This is a genomic window from Streptomyces pyxinae (assembly GCF_024756275.1).
Classification (GTDB): domain Bacteria; phylum Actinomycetota; class Actinomycetes; order Streptomycetales; family Streptomycetaceae; genus Streptomyces; species Streptomyces pyxinae.
Genome location: NZ_JANUGQ010000007.1, coordinates 195,222 through 217,593 on the forward strand (window position 1 = coordinate 195,222; position 22,372 = coordinate 217,593).

A 22,372-nucleotide genomic window follows, 5' to 3' on the forward strand; every position below is an offset into this window, starting at 1 on the left:
GGCCGCGCTCCACCAGGAACGCGGCCCCCTTGGTGTACCCGCCGGTTACGCGGCCTTGGCCTTGGTGGCGTACATGTCCACGTACTCCTGGCCGGAGAGCCGCATGACCTCGGCCATCACCGAGTCGGTCACCGCCCGCAGCACATAGCGGTCGCGGTCCATGCCCTCGTACCGGGAGAACTCCATCGGCTCCCCGAACCGCACCCGCACCTTGCCGGGGCGGGGGAATCCGGTGCCGCCCGGCTGGAGCTTGTCGGTGCCGATCACCGCGAACGGCACCACCGGCGCGTCCGTCATCAGCGTCAGCCGCGCGATTCCGGTACGGCCCCGGTAGAGCCGGCCGTCGGGGGAGCGGGTGCCCTCCGGGTAGATGGCGAACATCCGCCCCTCCTCCAGGATCCGCCGCCCCGTCATCAGCGCGGCCACTCCGCCGTTGGCGCCGTCCCGGTCCACCGGGACCATGCCGACCCCGGTGAAGAACCAGGCCATCAGCCGGCCCTTGAGGCCCTTGCCGGTGACGTACTCGTCCTTGCCGATGAAGCTGACCTGGCGCTCACAGATGATCGAGAGCACGAGCGAGTCGATGAAGGTGAGGTGATTGCCCGCCAGGATGACCGGCCCGGTGCCGGGAATGTTCTCCGCGCACTCCACCTGTGGGCGGAACATCAGGCGCATGACCGGGCCGAGCACTGCCTTGATGAGCGCGAAGCGGGACAACGAGTCCTCCGGTTCATCCGGTTCATCCGGTTTTCGAGTGTGAGGTACGGGCCGGCCGGGAGCGGCACGGACCGTGCAGAGGAGGACGATACTCGCGGGTCACCCCCTCCCGCACATCGGGTTCACCGAGCCCATACGCGTTGTTGACCTCCGTTTTCCACTTGTTCGCTCCGGGTCTGCCGCCCGGGAAGCCCTGGCTCCTACCATCGCCCGGACACCGGCGTACGCCGGAGACGATGGGGTAGCGAACCCCGGGACCCGCCGACGGGTCACCCGAACGGAACATCACGAGGAGCCTTCATGACACAGGGTGCGCGCGGAATCCCGGCGCGGCGGAGCGTGCTGGGAGCGGCGGTGCTCGGCTCGGCCGCCACCGTGGCAGCCGGGACGGCCGCCCCCGCCGCGGCGGCGACCGGCATCGCCGGAACGGCGGCCGGCGCCGCCGCCGGGACGGCCGCCGCCCGGAGCGGCGCGGCGAGCGGCTCGTACCGCCGGCTGCCGGTGCCGACGATCATCGCGCACCGGGGTGTCAGCGGACAGCGCCCCGAGCACACCCTGGGCTCGTACCAGCTCGCCCTGGAACTGGGCGCGCACCTCATCGAGCAGGACGTCGTGCCCACCCGGGACGGCCATCTGGTCTGCCGCCACGAGAACGACATCACCGGAACGACGGATGTGGCCGACCGCCCCGAGTTCGCCGCCCGCAAGACCACCAAGACGGTCGACGGGGCCAAGCTGACCGGCTGGTTCACCGAGGACTTCACCCTCGCCGAGCTGAAGACGCTGCGGGCCAAGGAGCGCATCCCGGCCGTCCGCCAGCGAAACACCCTCTACGACGGCCGCTGGGACGTGCCCACCCTCGAGGAGGTACTGCGCTGGGCCGAGCGGGAGGGCCGGCGGCGCGGGCACCCGGTCTGGCTGTACATCGAGACCAAGCACCCCACCTACTTCCGGAAGCTGGGTCTCGGCCTGGAGGAGCGGCTCGCCGGGCTGCTGCGCCGGTACGGGCGCCACCGCGCCGACGGCGCCACCCTGCTCCAGTCCTTCGAGCCAAGCAGCCTCCGGCGGCTGGCCGGGCTGGTCCGCACCCCCCGGGTCCTGCTGCTCGACGCGGCGGCCACCCGGCCCTGGGACTTCACCGAGGCCAAGGACCCGCGCACGGTGGCCGACCTCATCACCCCGGCCGGGCTCAAGGAGGTCGCCTCCTACGCGCAGGGCATCGGCCCCACCCTGGACCTGATCATCCCCAAGGGCGCCGACGGGCGGCTGGGCCGGCCGACCTCCCTGGTGCGGGACGCCCACGCCCGGGGGCTGATCCTCCACCCGTACACCATGCGGAACGAGAACTCCTTCCTGCCCGCCGACTTCCGGCGCGGCTCCGATCCGGCGGCGTACGGGGACGTGTTCGGCGCCTACCGGACGTATCTGGCCACCGGCATCGACGGGGTCTTCACCGACAACTGCGACACCGGCCTGCTCGCGGCGGCGGACTTCCACGAGGGGGACCGCGAGCACGGCCACTGAGCCGGACGCTCCCGCCCCGGGCCCCGGACCACCCGGGGCCCGGCCCCCTGACCACCCGGGCCCGAGCCCCCGGACCACCTGGGGCCGAGCCCCTGGACCACCCGGGGTGCGGGCCCTGGACCACCTGGGGGACCGGACATCCGGCCTCCCTGGCCCCCCGGGCCCTGGCCACCTGGGGCCCGGCCCCCCCGGGCCGCCTCCGTCCGGGGGACCCAGGCGTCAGCCGGGCAGCGCGCGCACCCCCCGGACGGGTGGTTTGCCGGCCTCATGGCAACCGGAGGCGGGGGAGCGGTCGTCCGGGCGGGCATGACAGCCCGCCAGGCGCCCCACCCCGCCTCCCGCACCGGCCCCGGCCGCACGCCCCCGGCCGCCGGACACCGCACGCCCCCGCCCACCGGGCATCGCGCACCCGCGCCCGCCGCGCTCCGGACGGCCCGCCCGGCCGCCCGCACCGGCCCGCTGCCCGAACCGTTCACCACGCTCACCCGGCTGCTCGCCGCCGAGTCGCGGGCCGAGGCGGCAGCGGCGGGCATCGACCCGGCCGACCTGGAACAGGCCGTCTGGCTCCGGCTCCTGGAGCGGCTCCACACCGGTACGGGGGTCCCCGAGCGCCCCGCCGACTGGCTGCGCCGGGCCGTACGCGCCGAGGTCCGCCGCGCCCGGCGCACCGCCGTCCAGGAACGCCCGTACGGCCCCGGCCGCGAGCCGGCGCCCGGCCCCGGGGCGGCGCAGGCCGAGGCGGAGCCCGAACCGGCCGCGCTCTCCGCCGAGCGGCGCCGGGCGCTCCGTACCGCCATCGACCGCACGCCCGTGCGGTGCCGCCGGCTGCTGACCGCGATGTTGTCGCCGAAAGACCCCACCTACCGAGAAATCGCAGGAGAGTTGGGTATCTCACAGGGAAGTCTGGGGCCGATGCGTTCCCGTTGCCTGGGATGTTTGCGCAGAATGCTCGCGGCAGGGGTTGCCGCTCCGCCGCCGAGGGAAGGGAGCGGTAGACCGACAGGGCGCATCAGATGAGCCGGAGGCATGCACACATGGGCATGAGCGTGACCATCTCAGCGGCGGGAGCGCAGGACGCCGAGCAGATCCTCAAGCTTCAGTATCTGTGCTACCAGAGCGAGGCCGAGCTCTACGGCGACTACTCCATCGAGCCGCTGGTGCAGACCCTGGCCGACCTCACGGAAGAACTCGGCCGCGGCCACGCCCTGGTGGCCCGGCTCGGGGACGAGGTGGTCGCCTCCGTGCGCGGTGAGGCCGACGAGACCGGCACGGTCACCATCGCCCATCTGATCGTCCACCCCCGGCTGCGCCGGCACGGCCTGGGCGGCCGGCTGCTGGACGCCATCGAGGCCCACTTCGCCGGCGACCCCGCGCCCGCCGCCAAGCGCTTCCAGCTCCGCGCCGGTCACCGCAGCGAGGGCAATCTGCGGCTGTACCGGAAGAAGGGGTACGCCGCCGTGGGCACCCGCGAGGTCGGCCCCCGGCTCACCCTGGTCACCCTGGAGAAGGCGGCCTGACGATCCGGCACCCGGCGGGCGCGCCGGGGCCGGTCCGCCTCGCACGGGTGCCCGGCCGTCCGGGCGTCAGGCGTCGGCCGCCAGCCGTGCGAGCGCGCGTACGGCCGGCCCGGCGTCAGACGGCGGCGGGCCGGGCGTCCTCGGCGGACGGGCGGCGCGAGCGGCGCAGCCAGAGGATGCCGGTCACGGGGAGCAGCACCGGGATGAAGACATAGCCGTAGCCGTACTTGGACCAGACCGTGGCGTCCGGGAAGGCGCCCGGGTCCAGCAGGGTCCAGGTGCCCACGGCCAGCACACCGGCCAGCTCGGCGGCGCAGCAGGCCAGCGCCGCCCGGCGGGCCGTCTCGCCGCCCCGGACCAGGGTGTAGGTGATGAAGGCGTAGACCACGGCGGCGACCGCCGACAGCGAGTACGCCAGCGGCGCCCGGTGGAACTCGGTGGCGATCTGGTAGACCGAGCGCGAGACCGCCCCCACCGACATCACGCCGTACAGCCAGACGAGCAGGATGCCCGGCCCCTTCACCAGCCGGTTGCCGCCCCCGGTGGGGCCCTTCGCCCCGGCCGTGGTGGTTCCGCTGCCGCCGTTGCCCGTGTCGTCCCCGGGTGCGGTGCCGGTCATGTCAGCCCTTCCAGATGTCGTAGAGGCGCACTTCCAGCACCGCCAGCACGATCGCGCCCGCCGCCACGGTCGCCGAACCCCAGCGGCTCCGCTCCACCAGCGACATGAACCCCGCCGCCGGGATCGCGCAGAGCGCCCCGATCAGATACGCCACGAAGATCGCCGTGCCCTCGTCGGCCCGCGCGCCCTGCGCCAGCCGTACGACGCCGACCACCAGCTGCGCCAGCGCCAGCACGGTCACCACGGCCATGCCGATGAAGTGCCAGTCCTTGGTCGGCTGGTCCCGGTAGGCGGCGAATCCGCACCAGGCGGCGAGGGCGAGGGCGGCCGCCGAGAGGGCGGCCGTCAGGGCGTCGAGCATGGGCCCGAGAGTATTACGGTCCCCGGACAGTGCTCCGCCCGGCCCCGTGCGCCGCCGCCAGTGGTCCAGTCGTCCGGGCGGGCGCCCGGGCACCGTGGCCTTGGCCACAAACCGCCCCCGCCCCGGTCCGGCCCGTCCGCCGAACCGGGGCGTCCCGGATGGGCATACCCGCAGCTCACCACCCGTGAAGTGGAGATCTGCCGGTGAGCTTTCCGGTCGGAGGGCGTCCGAATGGCGTGCGTTCGACGTCCGCTATTCGGACAAGATTCCGATGCTCGTCGGGCCTTCTGGTTTACTGACCCGCATGACCACGACGAGCAGCCGCACCCTTGCGACCGAGGCGATCACGACGCCCGGTGCTCGTTGTATGTGTCGAATGTGCGCCTTCTGAGGGCCCCTGCCTGAGCCTCGCGCCCCGAAGCGAGACCCGACAGCCGGGCCTCGTCCGCCTCCCGCCGACGGGAGCCGCGGACCGGGCCAGCCCCCGCGCACGCGCCGTCCCGGCCACCCGCCGACCCCAGCCGTGCCACGTCCGAACGACGACTCCCGTGCCGGCGGACCCCGCGCCGCGCACTCGACAGTGACGGAAACCCTGTGATCACCACCAAGGGCCTGACCAAGGTCTATGAATCGCGAGGCCGCCAGGTCACCGCTCTGGACGGCGTCGATCTGCACGTCCGCGAGGGCGAGGTCTTCGGCGTCATCGGTCAGAGCGGCGCCGGCAAGTCCTCGCTGATCCGCTGCGTCAATCTGCTGGAGCGCCCCACCGCCGGCACCGTGACGGTCGACGGCGTCGACCTCACCGCACTGGCCGGCCGGGGCCGCCGCGCGAACAAGGACCTGCGCGCCGCGCGCACCCGTATCGGCATGGTCTTCCAGCACTTCAACCTGCTGTCCTCGCGCACCGTCCAGGACAACATCGAACTGCCGCTGGAGATCCTCGGCGTCTCCGGGGCGGAGCGCTCCCGGCGCGCCCTGGAACTGCTCGACCTCGTCGGGCTCGGGGACAAGGCCCGCGCCTACCCCGCCCAGCTCTCCGGCGGACAGAAGCAGCGGGTGGGCATCGCCCGCGCGCTGGCCGGCAACCCCAAGGTCCTGCTCTCGGACGAGGCCACCAGCGCGCTCGACCCGGAGACCACCCGCTCCATCCTCCAGCTGCTGCGCGACCTCAACCAGCAGCTCGGGCTGACCGTCCTCCTCATCACCCATGAGATGGAGGTGGTCAAGACGATCTGCGACTCGGCCGCCCTGATGCGCAAGGGACGGATCGTGGAGTCCGGCGGGGTCACCGAACTGCTCGCCACCCCCGGCTCCGAGCTGGCCCGCGAGCTGTTCCCGGTCGGCGGTACGGCCTCCGGCCCGGACCGTACAGTCATCGACGTCACCTTCCACGGGGACTCCGCCACCCAGCCGGTGATCTCGCAGCTCTCCCGCACCTACAACGTCGACATCTCGATCCTCGGCGCCGCGATGGACACCGTCGCGGGCCGCCAGATCGGCCGGATGCGGATCGAGCTGCCCGGGCGGTACGAGGAGAACGTCGTCCCGGTCGGCTTCCTGCGCGAGCAGGGGCTCCAGGTCGACGTGCTCGACCCGGCCGAGCTGGCCGCCGAGGCCGCCGCCCCGACCGGCCTGGTCACCAGTGCCGCCACCACCGCCGAGGTCGTCGGCGGAACCGCGGACGGGGACACGCCCCCGGAGGCGACCACGGCCGCGGACACGGACGCCGCCCCGGGCCCGGACTCGGCCCCGGCCGCGGACACCGAGACGGAGGCCGCCCCGGAGGAGACCGCCGGGAAGGACCCGGCCGCCAGCGCGGACCGGAGTCCCGCACTCGTCAAGGAGAACGCCAAGTGAGCTGGTCGGAGATGCAGCCCCTGCTGTCCCAGGGGACCATCGACACCCTGTACATGGTGCTGTGGGCCACCGTCGTCTCGGTCCTCGGCGGGCTGCCGCTCGGGGTTCTGCTGGTCCTCACCGACAAGGGCGGACTGCTGCGGAACGCCGTGGTGAACAAGGTCGTCGGCGCGATCGTGAACATCGGCCGCTCGCTGCCGTTCATCATTCTGCTGATCGCCCTGATCCCCTTCACCACCCTGGTGGTGGGCACCTTCATCGGCCCCACCGCGATGATCGTGCCGCTGGCCATCGGCGCCATCCCGTTCTTCGCCCGGCTGGTGGAGACCGCGATCCGCGAGGTGGACCACGGTCTGGTGGAGGCGGTCCAGTCGATGGGCGGCTCCATCCCGACCATCATCCGCAAGGTGCTGCTGCCGCAGGCGCTGCCCTCGCTGGTCTCGGCGGTGACCACCACCGTGATCGTGCTCGTCGGCTACTCCGCGATGGCCGGCGCGGTCGGCGGCGAGGGCCTCGGCTCCAAGGCCATCACCTACGGCTACCAGCGCTTCGACACCCAGTTCATGCTGGTCACCGTCGTCGTACTGATCGCGATCGTCACCGTGGTGCAGCTCGTCGGCGACCTGATCGTTCGGCTGCTGGCCCGCCGGGGGCGCACCGCCTCCTGAACCCGGCCCGGGCGCCCCACCGGCACCCCGTGCCGTAACCCAAGGCTTTCCTCCCTTCCGGTACGCCGCTCCGGCGGCCCGCCGGTCACCGGACGGCCCGGCCCCGCCGGACCGTCCGCCCCGAACCCCGCACTCCTTGTCCGGGCGTTGTCCGTTCCACCAGAAAGAGGCACTTTTCGTGCGTAAGAACCTGAAGCTCACCGCGGCCGCCGCCGCGACCGCCGCGCTGGCCCTCGGCCTCACCGCCTGCGGCACCGCCTCCGACCCGGCCGCCAAGTCCGGCGGCAAGGCCGACGAGTCCAAGCCGCTCGTCGTCGCCGCGTCCCCGACGCCGCACGCCGACATCCTCAACTTCGTCAAGGACAACCTGGCCGAGAAGGCCGGCCTCAAGCTGGAGGTGAAGGAGTTCACGGACTACGTCCTGCCGAACACCGCCACCCAGCAGGGCCAGGTCGACGCCAACTACTTCCAGCACAAGCCGTACCTGGACGACTTCAACAAGAAGAACAACACCACCATCGTCCCGGTGGTCAACGTCCACCTGGAGCCCCTCGGCCTCTACTCCCGGAAGCTGAAGGACCTCAAGGAGCTGAAGGCCGGCCAGACGGTGGCCGTGCCCAACGACACCACCAACGAGGGCCGGGCGCTCAAGCTGCTCGCGGACAACGGGCTCATCACCCTCAAGCCGGGCGTCGGCGCGGGCGGCAAGCTCTCCGACATCACCGACAAGAAGGGTCTGGAGTTCAAGGAGCTGGAGGCCGCCACCGTGCCCCGCGCCCTGAACGACGTGGACGCCGCCGTGGTCAACGGCAACTACGCCATCGAGGCCAAGCTCAGCCCGGCCAAGGACGCCCTCGCCATCGAGAAGCCCGAGGGCAACCCGTACGCCAACTTCCTCGCCGTGAAGAAGGGCAACGAGCAGGACCCGCGCGTCCAGAAGCTCGCCAAGCTCCTCAACTCGCCCGAGGTGAAGAAGTACATCGAGGACCACTACAAGGACGGCTCGATCATCCCCGCCTTCGGCCCGGTCAAGTAACCCGGTCGCCCGCCCGCCCCTCCCGGCCGGGCGGCGTGACCGGACAGGCCGGCGGTCCCCTGGTCAGGGGGTGCCGCCGACGGCTCCGGCAGCGGGTTCCGCGTGCCTCTCCGGTGCGCGGGACCCGCTGAGCCGTGCCCGGCGCCGAAGGCCCCGGCGGCCCGCGAGGACCCCGGCCCGCCGGCCCCCGGAGCCCCTGGTCGGACGATCCCCCAAGCCCCAGGTCCGGCGACCCCGAAGCCCCTGGTCAGACGAGTCCGGAGCCCCCGGCCCGCCGGCCGCCGAAACCCCCGGTCCGCCGATCCCCACCCGGCCTGCGCCGGGTCCCGTTCATGCTGCATGCTGTCCGTTCACGGCCTTTACGGACGGTCGTCGTCTTCGGTCCCCGGCATGGAGCTGCGCATGACTACCACCTTTCCGGACATCTCCATCAACACGGACCGGTTGGTGCTGCGGGCCTACGAGGAGGCCGACATCCCGGCGCTGACCGAGATGATGAACGACGAGCTGATCACCGCCTGGACCTCCGCGCCGTACCCGTACACCACCGCCGACTCCGAGGAGTGGGTCCGCCGCACCGCGCCCGCCGAGCGCACCGAGGGACGCGGGGTCGTGCTCGCCGTCATCGAGTTCCTCACCCAGCGGCTCGTCGGCACCGTCCACCTCCGGGCCGTCGACTGGCGGGTCCGCGCCGCCCAGGTCGGCTGTGTCACCGCCTCCTGGGCCCGGGGCGAGGGGTACGCCACCGAGTCCCTCCTCGCCACCGCCCGGTGGCTCTTCCGCGCCCAGCGCTTCGAGCGCCTCGAACTGCGCACCGCCGCCGGCAACACCGCCTCCCAGCAGGTCGCCCAGAAGATCGGCTGCGTCAGCGAGGGCGTCCTGCGCAGCGCCTGGATAGCCCGCACGCCCACCGAGGACGGGCGCTGGACCGACACCAGGACCGATCTGATCGTCTGGAGCCTGCTGCCGGAGGACCTGGAGGGCGTCACCGGACAGCCGGCCGAGGCGCGCCGCTCCGGACACCCGGGGTTCCGGGAGTGGAACTGACGGGCCGCCGTACGGGATAGTCTCGCCCCCGTACGAAGGTCGTACGAGCCGTACCATCCGGTGCGGGACCCGCGTACGCCCCCGCACGGCCCGGACCGGCCACCGAGCCGCGCCGCACGGGAGCCCGGGAGGCCCGGAGCCGCACGGCACCGGTACCTTTCCCTCTCCCGGCCGGAGTCGTACGACCCCGGTACGCCCGCCCCGCCCGTACCACCCCCGCCCGTACCCTCCTGGGGCGGCACCACTGGCCCCCGCTTCACGAAACCTCGACAACCAGGAGACAGACGACGATGGCCGACCGGGTCACGGTGATCGGCTGGGACGGCTCCCCCCTCACCGCCGCCGCGCGGTCGGCCCTCTCCGCGGCCACTCTGGTGGCCGGCGCCGCCCATCATCTGACGCTCCCGGAGGTCCCGCCCACCGCCGAACGGGTGCGCCTGGGCAGCCTCGGCCTGGCCGCCCGCCGGATCGCCGGCCACCGGGGCACCGCCGTCGTCCTCGCCGACGGGGACCCGGGTTTCTTCGGTGTCGTCCGCACCCTGCGCGCCCCCGAACACGGCCTGGAGGTCGAGGTGGTGCCCGCCGTCTCCTCGGTCGCCGCGGCCTTCGCCCGGGCCGGGATGCCCTGGGACGACGCCCAGATCGTGGTCGCCCACACCCGTACGCTCCGCCGCGCGGTCAACGTCTGCCGCGCCCACCCCAAGGTCGCCGTCCTCACCTCGCCCGGCGCCGGGCCCGCCGAACTCGCCCTGCTCCTGGAGGGCGTCCACCGCACCTTCGTCATCTGCGAGGAACTCGGCACCGACCGTGAGCAGGTCACCGTCCTCACCTCCGAGAAGGCCGCCGATCACGCCTGGCACGACCCCAATGTGGTGATCGTCGTGGGCGGCCCGCCGGTCACCGCCTCCGGGCCCGGCTGGCTGATGGGCCGCGAGCCCGGACCGGTACGCGGCTGGGGCCTGCCCGCGCACACCTACGGGGGCGAGCTCTCCGCCGGCGAGTCCGCCGGGCTGCGCGCCGCCCAGCTCGCCCGTCTCGGGCCGCGCCCCGGCGACCTGGTCTGGGACATCGGCAGCGGGGCGGGCGCGTTCGCGGTGGAGGCCGCGCGCTTCGGGGCCGCCGTCATCGCCGTGGACGCCGAACCGGCCGCCCTGGCCCGCGCCGAGGCCGCCGCCCGGCACTTCGGCGTCCAGCTCCAGGCCGTGGCCGGCCGCGCCCCGCACGTACTGGAACGGCTGCCGGAGCCGGACGTGGTGCGCGTCGGCGGCGGGGGAGCGGCCGTGGTCGCGGCCTGCGCCGACCGGCGCCCCGAGCGGATCGTCGCCCATGCCTCCACCCGGGACGAGGCCGAGGCGCTCGCCACCGCGCTCTCCGACGGCGGGTACGCCGTCGAATCCGTGCTGCTCCAGTCCGTCGATCTGGACCCGGGGGTCTGGACGGAGCGCGACCGCTCGGTGATCTTCCTGCTCTCCGGCCGCCGCCCCGCCCCCACCGCCTAGCCCCGGCACCCCCGGCCCGGCCGCCCGGTCTCCATCGCCCGGCCCGCACCGCCCGGACCTGCCGTCCGTACCGCCCCGTGACCGTGCCGCCACGGGGCGGCGGGTAGGCTGGCCGATCGTCGTACCGCATCCGGGCAGTTCACCCGGCGGCGACCGGGGAACCGCACGACGTGGCGCAGCACACAGGTCCTCATGGCCGATCACGCCGCCATCGTGGCGGAAGCCCGCGAGAATACGTGGGGGCCGCGTGCCGACGTGCCGCGTGGCGCGCACGCTCGTTCTTACAAGCGGGCGGACGGGCGAAGGGTCTGAAGGAGCACAACCAATGGGCGAGGGGTACCGCATGACTGAGACCGGCCAGTTCCCGGGCGAGGGGCAGCCGGAGCGCGCGGGCACGGTCGGGCAGCCGGGCGTCGCCGCTCCCGGCGCCTACGCCTATCTGGACCCCTCGGACGCCGCCGATGACGACGACCTCCTGCTGATGCCGGGGTCCCAGGGCGCCTGGACCGAGGGCCAGAGCCAGACCGGCAGCATCGCCGTCCCGGCCTACGCCCAGGAGGCGCCGCGCCCCATGACTCCGGCGGAGACCGTACCGGGCGCGCACGAGACCGGCGGCCGTGACTCCGGCTCGGTGGACCTCGGCGGGGTACGGATGCCCGTGCCCGCGCAGGCCCCGGCGCCCGCCCGCCGTCCGCTCCACATGGGCCCCCCGGTGCCCGAGGCCACCAGCGGGGTGGTCCGTTCGCTCGCCGACCGGGGGCCCGCCGGCGCGCCGCATCCGATGCCGGTCCGGACGCCGGGCCCGCCGACCACCGGGCCCGAGTACCTGGACATCGACCCCGAGCAGCCGGCGCCCACCTCGGTCGCCCCCTCGCTCCAGGGTGCCGGGCCCTGGGCTCCGGAGGCCCCGGTCCTCCCGGTGCCCGAGCCGCAGCCGGTACGGGCCCCGGAGCCGGCCGTCCAGGTGGCCGGGCCCGGCCCTGTCCTCCCGGAGGCCGAGGTCGCCGGGGGTGTCGTCCCCGAGGCGGCCGGGGCCGTGGCTGTCGGAAGCGCGGCCGAGTCCGCCGCCCCGGTGGCGGAGTCCGGTGCGGTGGAGGCCGCTCCGGAGGCCGTGGCCGTGCCCGAGGAGACCGTCCCGGTGGAGGCCGCTCCGGCGCCGGTCGAGCCGGCCGCCGTGATGCCGGAGTTCGTTCCGGCCCCGGTCGAGCCCGCCGCCCCGGTGCCCGAGGCCGTGGCGCCCGGCATGCCGGCCGTGCCCGCTGTGGTGGCCGAGGCCGTTCCGGCCCCGGCCGAGGCCGCCGCCGGACCCGAGGCCGTGGCGCCGGAGGCTCCCGAGCCCGAGCCCGAGCTCGCGCCCGCGTCCGAGGCGGTGGCTCCCGAGCCCGCGCCCGAGGCTCCCGACACCCTGACCGCGCCCGGCGCGGTGGCGGAGCCGGCCCCGGCCGCCGAGCCCGCGCCGGCCCCGGCACCCGCCGCCCCGGCCGCCGGAGCCGGGCCCGAGGCGGGCGCCGAGCTCGTCGCCCCCGGGCCCGAGGCAGCGGCCGACCTCGCGGAAACGGTCGCCCCTGAACAGGTGCCCGCCCCGGCCGAGGTGCCCGCCGAACAGCCCGCCCCAGTCGGCCCGGTCGCCGCGCCGCTGCCCGAGGCCGCGGTCGCCGGTCCCGAGCCCGTCGCCCCGGTCGCCGGGCCGGCCGTCCCCGCTCAGCGCGACGGTTCCGCGCTGCCGGCCGAGGCCGGGCTGCCCGCCCAGCCGGTGGCCGAGCAGCCGGTGACCGGTGCCCCGGGAGCGGCCACCGCCCAGGCGGTCCCGGTGGCGGAGGCCCGGGTGGCCCTCGCCGTCGAAGAGCCCGCCACGGGGACGGACCCCGCCACCGGGCCCCCGGCCGTTTCCGCACCGGTGACCCCCGCGCCCGCCGGGGCCCCGGCTCCGGAGGTGCCCGTCGCGCCCGCCGCCGAGGAGCCGCAGCCGCTTCCGGAGGTGCCCGCCGCCCCGGTGGAGGCCGCCGCCGAAGGCCCGGAGGCCACCGCCGAGCCGGAGCCCGCCCCGGTACAGCCGGAGCCCGTCGCCACGCCCGCGCAGGCCGTACCGGTCGCGCAGGACGTCCCGGCCGCGCCCGAGTGGCCGCTGCCGGCCGACCAGATCGCCATGGCCGCCCCCCAGCAGCCCGCCGTACTGGCGGAGGAGCCGACCGCCACCGCCCCGGAGGCCACCCGGGCCGCCGAGCCCGACGGCCCCCGGGAGGGCACACCCGCCGAGGCGCCCCTGGCCCCCGAGGTACCCCTGGCCCCCGAGCCCACCGCCCCGGAGGACGTCGCGGCCCCCGAGGACATCCCCGTGTCCGAGGACGCCGGGGACGTCCCCCAGGACGCCCCCGGCGACGCCTCCGTACCCGCGCCCGGGTACGCGGAGGCCGAGCGGGAGGCCGTGCTCCGGGTGATGCGGGAGCGGCGCGACATCCGCAACGGCTTCCGCAGCGACCCGATCCCGCACGAGGTGCTGCTCCGGGTCCTGGAGGCGGCCCACACCGCGCCCAGCGTCGGCCACTCGCAGCCCTGGGACTTCGTGGTCATCCGCTCCGCCGAGACCCGCCGCACCATGCACGAGCTGGCCCAGCGGCAGCGCGAGGCGTACGCGAAGTCGCTGCCCAAGGGCCGGGCCAAGCAGTTCAAGGCCCTCAAGATCGAGGCCATCCTCGACACCCCGGTGAACATCGTGGTCACCGCCGACCCCACCCGGGGCGGCCGCCACACCCTCGGCCGGCACACCCAGCCGCAGATGGCCCCGTACTCCTCCGCCCTCGCCGTCGAGAACCTCTGGCTCGCCGCGCGCGCCGAGGGCCTCGGCGTCGGCTGGGTCAGCTTCTTCGACGAGCGGGAGATGGTCCGGGCGCTCGGCCTGCCCGAGCACCTGGAGGTCGTCGCGTACCTCTGCGTCGGTTACGTCGACGAGTTCCCCGACGAGCCGGAGCTGGCCCAGGCCGGCTGGTCGAAGCGCCGCCCGCTCTCCTGGGTCGTCCACGAGGAGACGTACGGCCGCCGCGCCCTGCCCGGCGAGGAGCCGCACGACCTGCTCCGGGAGACCGTCGCCCATGTCCGCCCGCTGGACGCCAAGGCGCTCGGCGAGGCCTGGGAGCGGCAGAAGCGGATGACCAAGCCGGCCGGCGCGCTCGGCATGCTGGAGATCATCTCGGCGCAGCTCTGCGGGCTCTCCCGGATGTGCCCGCCGCCCATCCCGGAGCCGGCCGCCGTCGCGATCTTCGCGGGCGACCACGGGGTGCACGCCCAGGGCGTGACCGCCTGGCCGCAGGAGGTGACCGGCCAGATGGTGGCCAACTTCCTCGGCGGCGGCGCGGTCTGCAACGCCTTCGCCAACCAGGTGGGCGCCGAGGTCTGCGTGGTGGACGTCGGCGTCGCCGGCGAGCTGCCCGCCACCCCCGGACTGCTGCCCCGCAAGGTGCGCCCGGGCACCGCCGACTTCACCACCGGCCCGGCGCTCGGCAGGGAGGAGGTGCTGGCCGCGATCGAGGTCGGCATCGAGACCGCCCGCGATCTGGTCACCGCCGGCAACAAGGCACTGATCACCGGCGAGATGGGCATCGCCAACACCACCGCGTCGGCCGCCCTGATCTCCGTCTACACCGGGGCCGACCCCGCCGAGGTCACCGGCCGGGGCACCGGCATCAACGACGAGATGCACGCCCGCAAGGTGGACGTGGTCCGCCGGGCGCTGGAGCTGCACCGGCCCGACCCGGCCGACCCGATCGGCGTGCTCGCGGCGATCGGTGGCCTCGAACACGCGGCCCTGGTCGGCTTCATCCTGGGCGGCGCCTCGCTGCGTACGCCGGTGCTGCTCGACGGGGTGAGCGCGGGCGCCGCCGCCCTGGTGGCCCGGGCCGTCGCCCCGGAGGCCCTGGCCGCCTGCATCGCGGGCCACCGCAGCGCCGAGCCCGGCCATGTGGCCGCGCTCAACAAGCTGGGCCTGCGCCCGCTGGTGGACCTGGACCTCCGGCTCGGCGAGGGCACCGGCGCCCTGCTGGCCCTGCCGGTGGTGCAGAGCGCGGCCCGCGCCATGCACGAGGTCGCCACCTTTGACTCCGCCGGGGTCACCGAGAAGTAGCGGCCCGGACCACCGCGCCCGCCCGGCCGCTCCCCGCGCGGCCGGGCGGCCGGGCGCGGCACCGGCGGGACCCGCGCCACCGCCCTGGCGGACCACCTGCCCTGGCGGATCACTCGCCCCGGCTGAACACCGCAGCGGCCGGCCACCCACGACGGAGGGCCCGTACCCGCCCCCGCCCGGGCCGTCCCGCCCGCTCCGGCTGCACGGCGGCGTACCCGCCGGCTCCCGGGAGCGCACCCGGCGCCCCACGACCCCCGCCCGTCCCGGCCCCGTAAGGTGGTCGGCAACGCGCCACCCCGTCCCACCAGCCGCTTCGCCGCCGCAGCGGCCGCCTCTCCCGCCGTACCCCCCCCGCACAGTCCCGCCGAGGAGCCGTACCGTCATGGCCGAACACGCCGAGCCGCCCGCCTACCCCGTCGGCCTCCGCCTCGCCGGGCGCCGGGTCGTCGTCCTCGGCGGCGGCCAGGTCGCCCAGCGGCGGCTGCCCGCCCTGGTCGCGGCCGGGGCCGACGTCACCCTGGTCTCGCCGTCCGCCACCCCCTCCGTGGAGGCGATGGCCGAGGCGGGCGAGATCCGCTGGGAGCGCCGCCGGTACGAGGAGGGTGACATCGGCGCCGCCTGGTACGCGCTGGTCGCCACCACCGACCGGGAGGCCAACGACCGCGCCTCGGCCGAGGCCGAGCGGACCAAGACCTGGTGCGTGCGCGCCGACGACGCCGAGGCGGCCACCGCCTGGACCCCGGCCACCGGCCGCAGCGACGGGGTGACCGTCGCCGTGCTGACCGGTCATGACCCGCGCCGCTCGGCCGCCGTGCGGGACGCGGTGGTGGAGGGGCTGCGGGACGGCTCCCTGGCCGCCCCCCAGCACCGGGCCCGGGATCCCTTCGTCGCCCTGGTCGGCGGCGGCCCCGGCGACCCGGACCTGATCACGGTCCGGGGCCGCCGGCTGCTCGCCCAGGCCGACGTGATCATCGCGGACCGGCTCGGGCCGCGCGACCTGCTCGACGAACTGCCGCCGCACGTCGAGGTGATCGACGCGGCGAAGATCCCGTACGGCCGGTTCATGGCCCAGGAGGCGATCAACCAGGCGCTGATCGACCACGCCAAGCAGGGGAAGTCGGTGGTACGCCTCAAGGGCGGCGACCCGTTCGTCTTCGGCCGTGGCATGGAGGAGGCCCAGGCGCTGGCGGAGGCCGGCATCCCGTGCACCGTGGTGCCCGGCATCTCCAGCTCCATCTCGGTGCCGGGCGCCGCCGGTATCCCGGTCACCCACCGGGGGGTGGCGCACGAGTTCACCGTGGTCAGTGGGCATGTGGCACCGGAGGACCCGCGCTCGCTGGTCGACTGGGCGGCGCTGGCCAGGCTGCGCGGCACCCTGGTCGTCCTGATGGGCGTGGACAAGATCGGCGCCATCGCGGCGGCCCTGGTGGCGCACGGCAGGGCGCCCGGCACCCCGGTCGCCCTGGTGCAGGAGGGCACCACGGCGGCCCAGCGGCGGATCGACGCCACCCTGGCGACGGTGGCCGAGCGGGTGCGGGCGGAGGAGGTGCGACCGCCGGCGGTGATCGTCATCGGGGACGTCGTCACCGAGGCCCCCGACAAGCGCACCGCCCCGGCACCCGCCCCATAGCCCACCCGGAGGCCGCCGGTACGGCCCCGACCGGCCCCGGCCCACACAGACCCACCCGCCGCACAGAACCAGGCGGAATCGGTACATAACGACAACGGCAACGACAATGAGAACGAGGCGGAGCGGAACCCCCGTGGCTGAACTCATCACCATCGACCGGCCGGACGACCCTCGCCTGTACGACTACACCGACCTCACCGACGTCGAACTGCGCCGCCGCCGCGAGCCCGCCGAGGGCCTCTTCATCGCCGAGGGCGAGAAGGTCATCCGCCGCGCCCTCCAGGCTGGTTACCCGATGCGTTCGATGCTGCTCTCCGCCAAGTGGCTCGACACCATGCGGGACGTCATCGACGCCTCACCGGCCCCGGTGTACGTGATCGATCCGGAGCTGGCCGCGCGGGTCACCGGCTACCACGTCCACCGGGGGGCGCTCGCCTCGATGGCCCGCAAGCCGCTGCCCGAGGCCGGCCGGCTGCTCGCCGGGGCCCGGCGGGTGGCGGTCATGGAGTCGGTCAACGACCACACCAACATCGGCGCCATCTTCCGCAGCGCCGCCGCCCTCGGGATGGACGCGGTCCTGCTGTCGCCGGACTGCGCCGACCCCCTCTACCGCCGCTCGGTGAAGGTCTCCATGGGGGCCGTCTTCGCCGTCCCGTACGCCCGCCTCACCGACTGGCCCAGGGATCTGAACGCGGTACGGGAAGCGGGCTTCCAACTGCTGGCGCTCACCCCCGGCGCGGAGGCCGTCGCCATGGACGAGGCCGCCCCGCACCGGCTGCCGAAGGTCGCCCTGATGCTGGGCGCGGAAGGGGACGGGCTCTCCGCCCGGGCCCTGCGGGCCGCCGACACCCGGGTGCGCATCCCGATGGCGCTCGGCGTCGACTCGCTCAATGTCGGCGCGGCGGCCGCGGTGGCGTTCTACGCGGTGGCCACCGGCCGCCCGGAGTCCTGAGCCGGCCCCCCGCCACAGGCGGAGCCGGGCCCCTCCCGCAAGAGCCCTCCTGGACCCTCCTGGAATCCCCCGGCAGCGGCCCTCAGGGCCCTCAGCCCGACAACCCCTGCGCCGCCGCGATGCCCAGCAGCACGATCAGCGTCACCACGACGAAGACGAAGAGCCGCTGGCGCAGCAGCCGGGGGTTGGCCGGCCGGAGCGGTCCGCCGCCGGGCCGGGAGCCGGGACGGCCGCCGCCCCCCGTACGGGAGGGAGTGCGCGGTCCGGCTCCCCGGGGCCCCGGATCGCGGCCCGCCGGACCCCTCGGCGGGGCGGTACGGGGGCCGCTCGCGGGGCGCGGCGGGGGAGTCCGCTGGGGCCGGCCGGGGCCGCCGCCCCGCTCGGTGTACCGCTCGTCCAGCCGGCCGGTCGGCCGGTCGTCCACCACCCGGACCGGACGCGGGGCCGGCGGCCGCCCGTCGGAGAGTCCCTGCGCCTCCCGGGCGGCGATCTCCTTGAGCCGCATGGACAGTTGCAGGGTGCTGGGACGTTCCTCCGGGTCCTTCGCCAGACAGGCCTGGACGAGCGGGGCGAGGGCGTCCGGCACCCCCAGGAGCTGCGGCTCCTCGTGCACCACCCGGTAGAGCATGACCTCGGAACTGCCGTGCCCGAAGGGGGAGTCGCCCATCGCCGCGTACGCCAGGGTGGCGCCGAGCGCGAAGACGTCGGTCGCCGGGGTCACCACCGCGCCCCGCACCTGCTCGGGCGCGAGGAAGCCGGGCGAGCCCACCGCCGTGCCGACATGGGTGAGGGTGGAGGCCCCGGTGGCCCAGGCGATCCCGAAGTCGATGATCCTGGGGCCCTTGGGGGAGAGCAGGATGTTGGAGGGCTTGAGGTCCCGGTGCACCACCCCGGCCTCATGGACGGCGACCAGGCCCTCGGAGAGCGCGGCGCCGACCGCCGCCACGTCGGCCGCCCGCAGCGGGCCCTCCTCGGCGACCTTGTCGTGCAGCGAGGGCCCCGGCACGTACTGCGTGGCGAACCAGGGGCGCTCCGCCTCCAGATCGGCGGCCACCAGCCGCGCCGTACAGCCGCCGCGGATCCGCCGCGCGGCCGACACCTCGCGGGCGAACCGCGACCTGAACTCCTGGTCCTCGGCGAGATCCGGCCGGATGACCTTGAGCGCCACCCGCTGCCCGCGCCGGTCGGAGCCCAGATAGACGACACCCATGCCGCCGGCTCCGAGCCGCCGGTGCAGCCGGAACGAGCCGACGACCCGCGGATCCTCGCGCCGGAGCCGCATCATCGCCATGTTCGTCCCCTACCTACGGCGGGGGAACCGGCCCCGCCCCGCTGACCGCGGTCGTCCGTCTGACGGGCCCCAGCTTACGTACCCCCGCCCGGGCGCGCTCATAGGCCGCGCCCTCGCGCGCGGATCGTTTGTCAGTGTCCGGCGCGAGACTTGAGGAGGGGTCAGCGACCCCGGCCCGCCGGCCTGCGGCGGAGCGCGCCGGGCCAAAGATCCACTCCCACAGGGGTATTGGATCATCGTCGACCGGCTCTCCGGGGGGCGCCGCCACCGCGTGGCACCCGGCCCGGGCGCACCGGGCGGTGGCCTCCGGGGGCGGTCACCGGGGGGACCGGGCCGCCCGAAGAGGGGGGACGAACGTGAGCGAAGTCACCCGGACCGGTGTCGTCGCGCGTCCGGCGCACGGAGCCTCCTCCCGGGACCGCCGTACGGCCGCTCCGGGCCGGCCGGTCCCGCCGGGGCGGGGCACCCGCCCCCGGCGCCCCCTCCGGGAAGACCCCCAGAAAGGCCCCGGGGCTGGCGCCCCGTCTCCACCCAGCGGAGTACACGCCGGGGCGGCGGCTCATCCTCGGGGAGGCCCGGCAAAGGGTACGCGGGCATGACGCCGACGAGGTGCCGTCTCCCTAGAGTTGAAGTCAAGCGGCGGGTGAGCACTCGTCCCCCGGGCCAGTAGCCCGCCGCCGTCAGACCGACAGGATCGACATCTGCGTCCGACAGGATCTACAGGAGAAGCAGCCATGGCGGAGACGGCATCGCGGACGATGGCCGGCGCACGCGGACGAAAGCCATTCGTCTCGTCCGGCGTCCGTCCGTCCGGCCGGCGCCATCCACTGGTCGCCACGGCAATGGTTCTTCCTCTCGCGGCACTGCTCGTGGTCGCCTTCGGCGGCTGGGACGCGGTGGTCGCACAAGCGTCGTCCGTGGGCATGATGCTGGGGCGCTGAGCGGCGCCCCGGGGTCCGGAAGAGCGGTCCGGGCCCGGGACATCCAGCCACTACCCCGTGGGGACGGGGGTGCGGCGGACGGCAGTGGTGGCCGATCGGCTGGGGAGCCGGTCGGCCACCACTTCTTGCTGCCCGCTTCCGCTGCTCCTCGCTGCCCCCTGGCGGCGTGCTCCCGCTGCTCCCCGGGCCGTACGCTCCCGCTGCCCCGCTGCCCCGCTGCCCCGCTGCCCCGCTGCCCCGCTGCCCCGCTGCCCCGCTGCCCCCGCTGCTTGCTGGCCACGGCCCTTCTCCTGCGGGCTGTCCCTCTCCCCGCGGCCTTCCCGCTGCCTTTCCGCCGCTCTCCTCCCGCACGCCGCCCTTCTCCTGCTCGCGGCCCGCCCTCCGGCGCCGCGTAGGCTCCCTCCCATGCCGCCGGAGTCCGCCACCCCCCTCCACCGGGAACTCGCCGCCGTGGCGCGGGAGGCCGCGCACCTGTCCCGGCCGCACCACCCCTGCCCGGCCTGCGCCGCCCCGCCGCGCACCCGCGGCCCGGCGGGGACCCTCACGCCCCCCGAGCCGGCCGTGCTCGCGGACCGGCCCGACGGGACGGTGGTACGGCACGGGGCCGCCGTCGCCAAGGCGCACGCGCCCGGCACCGGGGGCCCCGACCACCGCGTCCGGCTCGCCGTCGCCGGCCACCCCCGCCTGGCCGGGGTCCTGCTGCCACCGCTGGCACCGGAGGACCCGCCCGTCGGCGCCCCCCGCGACCGGCCGGTCTCGGTCTGGCCCTACGGCACCCCCGTCGACCCGGACGACCCGGCCGCCGCCCCCTGGGAGGCGGCCGGCACCCTGCTGGCGCGCCTCCACTCCGTACCGCCCGGTGCGCTGCCAGGCCCGCTGCCGCCGATGCGGGGCCCGGCCAAGGCGGCCCGGGCCATGGCGCGGCTCGCGGCGGCGGGCGACCGGCTGCCGGCCGCCGCCCCGGTGCGCGCGGCCTGGCGCCGGCTGCCCGGCTGGGCCAGGGGCGAGGCGCCCGCGCCCGGCCCGGCGGCCCTCTGCCACGGCGACTTCCACCTCGGCCAGCTCGTCCGCCACCCGGTGCCCGGCGGCCCCTGGCTGCTCATCGACGTGGACGACCTGGGCACCGGCGACCCCGCCTGGGATTTGGCCCGCCCCGCCGCCTGGTACGCCACCGGACTGCTGGCCCCGGCCGACTGGGCCCGGTTCCTCGGCGCCTACCGGGCGGCCGGCGGCCCCGCCGTACCGCCCGGCGACGACAGCGACCCCTGGCCCCGGCTCGACGCGCCCGCCAGGGCGCTCACCGTCCAGACCGCCGCGCTGGCCGTCGCCAAGTGCGCGGCGGCGGGCCGGGCCCCGGACGACGCCGAGGCCGCGATGGTCGACGCCTGCGCCCGGATCGCGGAACTGCCCGCCCGGTCCGCGCCGTCCTCCCCCACGTAGGGTGAGCCCACCATTCGTACGGCGAGGAGTTGAGCCGAGCATGCAGTGTCCGAAGTGCCACGCGCCCATGCACACGTACAACCGCAACGGCGTCCAGATCGAGCAGTGCAGCGGCTGCCGGGGGATATTCCTGGACTACGGGGAGCTGGAGGCACTGACCCGGCTGGAGTCCCAGTGGACCCAGCAGGCGCCGCCGCCCGCGCCCCCGGCCCCCGGCGGCTACCCGGCCCCCGCCGCCCCCGCCTGGGGTGCCCCGCACCACGGCGGCCACCACGGCCATCACGGGCACCACGGTCACCGGGGCTTCGGCCGGATGCTGTTCTCCTCCTGAGCCTCGCGCCCTGAGCCGCCTCGTCCCGCGCCCCGGAGGTCTTCCCACCGGGCCGCGGGACGGCGCCGCACCACGGGCACGGACACCCCGCACCCGGTCACGGCTCAGAGGCACAGGCACAGGCTCACCCGCGCACCCGGCACCGCGGGCGGAGCACGCAGAACCCCCGGCCGTCGGGGACGGCCGGGGGTTCCGGATGGTGCGCGATACTGGGATTGAACCAGTGACCTCTTCCGTGTCAGGGAAGCGCTCTCCCGCTGAGCTAATCGCGCGGGACGAGACATCGCTCTCGGCCGGACCGGACGAACCGGTACGACCGCCGAAGATCTCGAAGGTGCTGCGGTGATGCCGCGTGCGCGATACTGGGATTGAACCAGTGACCTCTTCCGTGTCAGGGAAGCGCTCTCCCGCTGAGCTAATCGCGCGGGGACCCTCGCGGGTCGGTGGACGATACTGGGATTGAACCAGTGACCTCTTCCGTGTCAGGGAAGCGCTCTCCCGCTGAGCTAATCGTCCTTGGAGGTGGAGACGGGATTTGAACCCGTGTAGACGGCTTTGCAGGCCGTTGCCTCGCCTCTCGGCCACTCCACCAGGAGCTGCGGGGGTTCGGGAAGATCCCCCACGTCGAGCGGACGACGAGATTCGAACTCGCGACCCTCACCTTGGCAAGGTGATGCTCTACCAACTGAGCCACGTCCGCTTGTCGTTTCCGGTCCGGCTGCGCGTCCCGGCGACGTGTTGAACTCTAGCGGATTCCCGGGCCAGCACAAAAACGCGTTTGCCCAGCGTGCTGCGGCCGCTCCGGCCCGGTACCCCCGCCGACCT

At 75.2% G+C, this 22,372-nt stretch carries 17 protein-coding genes, 5 tRNA genes and 1 pseudogene; 14 read left to right on the plus strand and 9 right to left on the minus strand.

What is annotated here, in order from left to right; translation table 11 throughout:
- Window positions 1–45: 45 nt before the first annotated feature.
- Window positions 46–675, minus strand: a complete 630-nt coding sequence (locus tag NX801_RS11130; RefSeq protein WP_258787308.1) for a lysophospholipid acyltransferase family protein — start codon at window positions 673–675, stop codon at window positions 46–48.
- 342 nt (window positions 676–1,017) lie between these two features.
- On the opposite strand from NX801_RS11130, the gene NX801_RS11135 reads away from it, so the two are divergent.
- The 3 genes from NX801_RS11135 to NX801_RS11145 all read left to right on the plus strand — a co-directional run bounded on the left by NX801_RS11135 (window position 1,018) and on the right by NX801_RS11145 (window position 3,758).
- The gene (locus tag NX801_RS11135) at window positions 1,018–2,241 is read left to right on the plus strand and encodes a glycerophosphodiester phosphodiesterase (RefSeq protein ID WP_258787197.1); all 1,224 of its coding nucleotides are present in this window, start codon (window positions 1,018–1,020) and stop codon (window positions 2,239–2,241) included.
- Between the two features lie 267 nt (window positions 2,242–2,508).
- Entirely contained in the window at window positions 2,509–3,258 is a 750-nt protein-coding gene (locus tag NX801_RS11140) for a sigma-70 family RNA polymerase sigma factor (RefSeq protein WP_309505818.1), read from the plus strand.
- Between the two features lie 17 nt (window positions 3,259–3,275).
- Window positions 3,276–3,758, plus strand: coding sequence for a GNAT family N-acetyltransferase (locus NX801_RS11145; protein WP_258787200.1), 483 nt, complete (start codon window positions 3,276–3,278; stop codon window positions 3,756–3,758).
- Window positions 3,759–3,873: 115 nt separating this feature from the next.
- On the opposite strand, the gene NX801_RS11150 is transcribed toward NX801_RS11145, so the two are convergent.
- Complete coding sequence (locus NX801_RS11150; protein WP_258787202.1) at window positions 3,874–4,377, minus strand: hypothetical protein; 504 nt, start codon at window positions 4,375–4,377, stop codon at window positions 3,874–3,876.
- 1 nt (window position 4,378) lies between these two features.
- A complete protein-coding gene (locus NX801_RS11155; RefSeq protein WP_258787203.1) occupies window positions 4,379–4,738 on the minus strand; it encodes a hypothetical protein in 360 nt (119 codons plus the stop codon).
- Window positions 4,739–5,332: 594 nt separating this feature from the next.
- Between NX801_RS11155 and NX801_RS11160 the strand changes: the two are divergent.
- From NX801_RS11160 to NX801_RS11195, 8 genes and pseudogenes are all read left to right on the plus strand, one after another.
- A pseudogene (locus NX801_RS11160) lies at window positions 5,333–6,367 on the plus strand (methionine ABC transporter ATP-binding protein); the annotation flags it as partial.
- A 224-nt stretch (window positions 6,368–6,591) separates the two neighbouring features.
- Entirely contained in the window at window positions 6,592–7,263 is a 672-nt protein-coding gene (locus NX801_RS11165; protein WP_258787205.1) for a methionine ABC transporter permease, read from the plus strand.
- Window positions 7,264–7,441: 178 nt separating this feature from the next.
- On the plus strand, window positions 7,442–8,299 hold the full coding sequence (locus tag NX801_RS11170) for a MetQ/NlpA family ABC transporter substrate-binding protein (RefSeq protein WP_258787206.1): 858 nt from the start codon (window positions 7,442–7,444) through the stop codon (window positions 8,297–8,299).
- Window positions 8,300–8,701: 402 nt separating this feature from the next.
- Window positions 8,702–9,346: a GNAT family N-acetyltransferase gene (locus tag NX801_RS11175; protein ID WP_258787207.1), complete on the plus strand. Its 645-nt coding sequence runs from the start codon at window positions 8,702–8,704 to the stop codon at window positions 9,344–9,346.
- A 290-nt stretch (window positions 9,347–9,636) separates the two neighbouring features.
- Window positions 9,637–10,845 (plus strand): precorrin-6y C5,15-methyltransferase (decarboxylating) subunit CbiE, encoded by a 1,209-nt coding sequence (gene cbiE / locus NX801_RS11180; protein WP_258787208.1) that lies wholly within the window; start codon window positions 9,637–9,639, stop codon window positions 10,843–10,845.
- Window positions 10,846–11,188: 343 nt separating this feature from the next.
- Complete coding sequence (gene cobT, locus NX801_RS11185; protein WP_258787209.1) at window positions 11,189–14,962, plus strand: nicotinate-nucleotide--dimethylbenzimidazole phosphoribosyltransferase; 3,774 nt, start codon at window positions 11,189–11,191, stop codon at window positions 14,960–14,962.
- A 382-nt stretch (window positions 14,963–15,344) separates the two neighbouring features.
- Window positions 15,345–16,592: a uroporphyrinogen-III C-methyltransferase gene (gene cobA, locus NX801_RS11190; protein ID WP_258787210.1), complete on the plus strand. Its 1,248-nt coding sequence runs from the start codon at window positions 15,345–15,347 to the stop codon at window positions 16,590–16,592.
- Between the two features lie 133 nt (window positions 16,593–16,725).
- Window positions 16,726–17,544, plus strand: coding sequence for a TrmH family RNA methyltransferase (locus NX801_RS11195; protein WP_258787211.1), 819 nt, complete (start codon window positions 16,726–16,728; stop codon window positions 17,542–17,544).
- 91 nt (window positions 17,545–17,635) lie between these two features.
- Here the strand turns inward: NX801_RS11195 and NX801_RS11200 are convergent, their stop codons facing one another.
- Entirely contained in the window at window positions 17,636–18,835 is a 1,200-nt protein-coding gene (locus NX801_RS11200) for a serine/threonine-protein kinase (protein WP_258787213.1), read from the minus strand.
- A 734-nt stretch (window positions 18,836–19,569) separates the two neighbouring features.
- Here NX801_RS11200 and NX801_RS11205 point away from each other — a divergent pair.
- The 3 genes from NX801_RS11205 (at window position 19,570) to NX801_RS11215 (ending at window position 21,547) form a co-directional block, all read left to right on the plus strand.
- Window positions 19,570–19,776 (plus strand): hypothetical protein, encoded by a 207-nt coding sequence (locus NX801_RS11205; protein WP_258787214.1) that lies wholly within the window; start codon window positions 19,570–19,572, stop codon window positions 19,774–19,776.
- Window positions 19,777–20,181: 405 nt separating this feature from the next.
- Window positions 20,182–21,216, plus strand: coding sequence for a phosphotransferase (locus NX801_RS11210; RefSeq protein ID WP_258787216.1), 1,035 nt, complete (start codon window positions 20,182–20,184; stop codon window positions 21,214–21,216).
- Between the two features lie 40 nt (window positions 21,217–21,256).
- Window positions 21,257–21,547, plus strand: coding sequence for a TFIIB-type zinc ribbon-containing protein (locus NX801_RS11215; RefSeq protein WP_258787218.1), 291 nt, complete (start codon window positions 21,257–21,259; stop codon window positions 21,545–21,547).
- A 197-nt stretch (window positions 21,548–21,744) separates the two neighbouring features.
- On the opposite strand, the gene NX801_RS11220 is transcribed toward NX801_RS11215, so the two are convergent.
- From NX801_RS11220 to NX801_RS11240, 5 genes are all read right to left on the minus strand, one after another.
- A tRNA-Val gene (locus NX801_RS11220) sits at window positions 21,745–21,819 on the minus strand.
- A gap of 81 nt (window positions 21,820–21,900) precedes the next feature.
- A tRNA-Val gene (locus NX801_RS11225) sits at window positions 21,901–21,972 on the minus strand.
- Window positions 21,973–21,991: 19 nt separating this feature from the next.
- Window positions 21,992–22,063 (minus strand) — tRNA-Val (locus tag NX801_RS11230).
- Between the two features lies 1 nt (window position 22,064).
- Window positions 22,065–22,138 (minus strand) — tRNA-Cys (locus tag NX801_RS11235).
- Between the two features lie 36 nt (window positions 22,139–22,174).
- Window positions 22,175–22,247: transfer RNA gene (locus tag NX801_RS11240), tRNA-Gly, on the minus strand.
- Window positions 22,248–22,372 lie beyond the last annotated feature (125 nt).

Excerpts from the sequence above, each read along its gene's own strand:
- NX801_RS11130 (WP_258787308.1), bottom strand. The coding sequence starts at position 675 with ATGCGCCTGATGTTCCGCCCACAGGTGGAGTGCGCGGAGAACATTCCC.
- NX801_RS11135 (WP_258787197.1), top strand. The coding sequence starts at position 1,018 with ATGACACAGGGTGCGCGCGGAATCCCGGCGCGGCGGAGCGTGCTGGGA.
- NX801_RS11140 (WP_309505818.1), top strand. The coding sequence starts at position 2,509 with ATGGCAACCGGAGGCGGGGGAGCGGTCGTCCGGGCGGGCATGACAGCC.
- NX801_RS11145 (WP_258787200.1), top strand. The coding sequence starts at position 3,276 with ATGGGCATGAGCGTGACCATCTCAGCGGCGGGAGCGCAGGACGCCGAG.
- NX801_RS11150 (WP_258787202.1), bottom strand. The coding sequence starts at position 4,377 with ATGACCGGCACCGCACCCGGGGACGACACGGGCAACGGCGGCAGCGGA.
- NX801_RS11155 (WP_258787203.1), bottom strand. The coding sequence starts at position 4,738 with ATGCTCGACGCCCTGACGGCCGCCCTCTCGGCGGCCGCCCTCGCCCTC.
- NX801_RS11175 (WP_258787207.1), top strand. The coding sequence starts at position 8,702 with ATGACTACCACCTTTCCGGACATCTCCATCAACACGGACCGGTTGGTG.
- cbiE (WP_258787208.1), top strand. The coding sequence starts at position 9,637 with ATGGCCGACCGGGTCACGGTGATCGGCTGGGACGGCTCCCCCCTCACC.
- cobT (WP_258787209.1), top strand. The coding sequence starts at position 11,189 with ATGACTGAGACCGGCCAGTTCCCGGGCGAGGGGCAGCCGGAGCGCGCG.
- cobA (WP_258787210.1), top strand. The coding sequence starts at position 15,345 with ATGGCCGAACACGCCGAGCCGCCCGCCTACCCCGTCGGCCTCCGCCTC.
- NX801_RS11200 (WP_258787213.1), bottom strand. The coding sequence starts at position 18,835 with ATGGCGATGATGCGGCTCCGGCGCGAGGATCCGCGGGTCGTCGGCTCG.
- NX801_RS11205 (WP_258787214.1), top strand. The coding sequence starts at position 19,570 with ATGGCGGAGACGGCATCGCGGACGATGGCCGGCGCACGCGGACGAAAG.
- NX801_RS11210 (WP_258787216.1), top strand. The coding sequence starts at position 20,182 with ATGCCGCCGGAGTCCGCCACCCCCCTCCACCGGGAACTCGCCGCCGTG.
- NX801_RS11215 (WP_258787218.1), top strand. The coding sequence starts at position 21,257 with ATGCAGTGTCCGAAGTGCCACGCGCCCATGCACACGTACAACCGCAAC.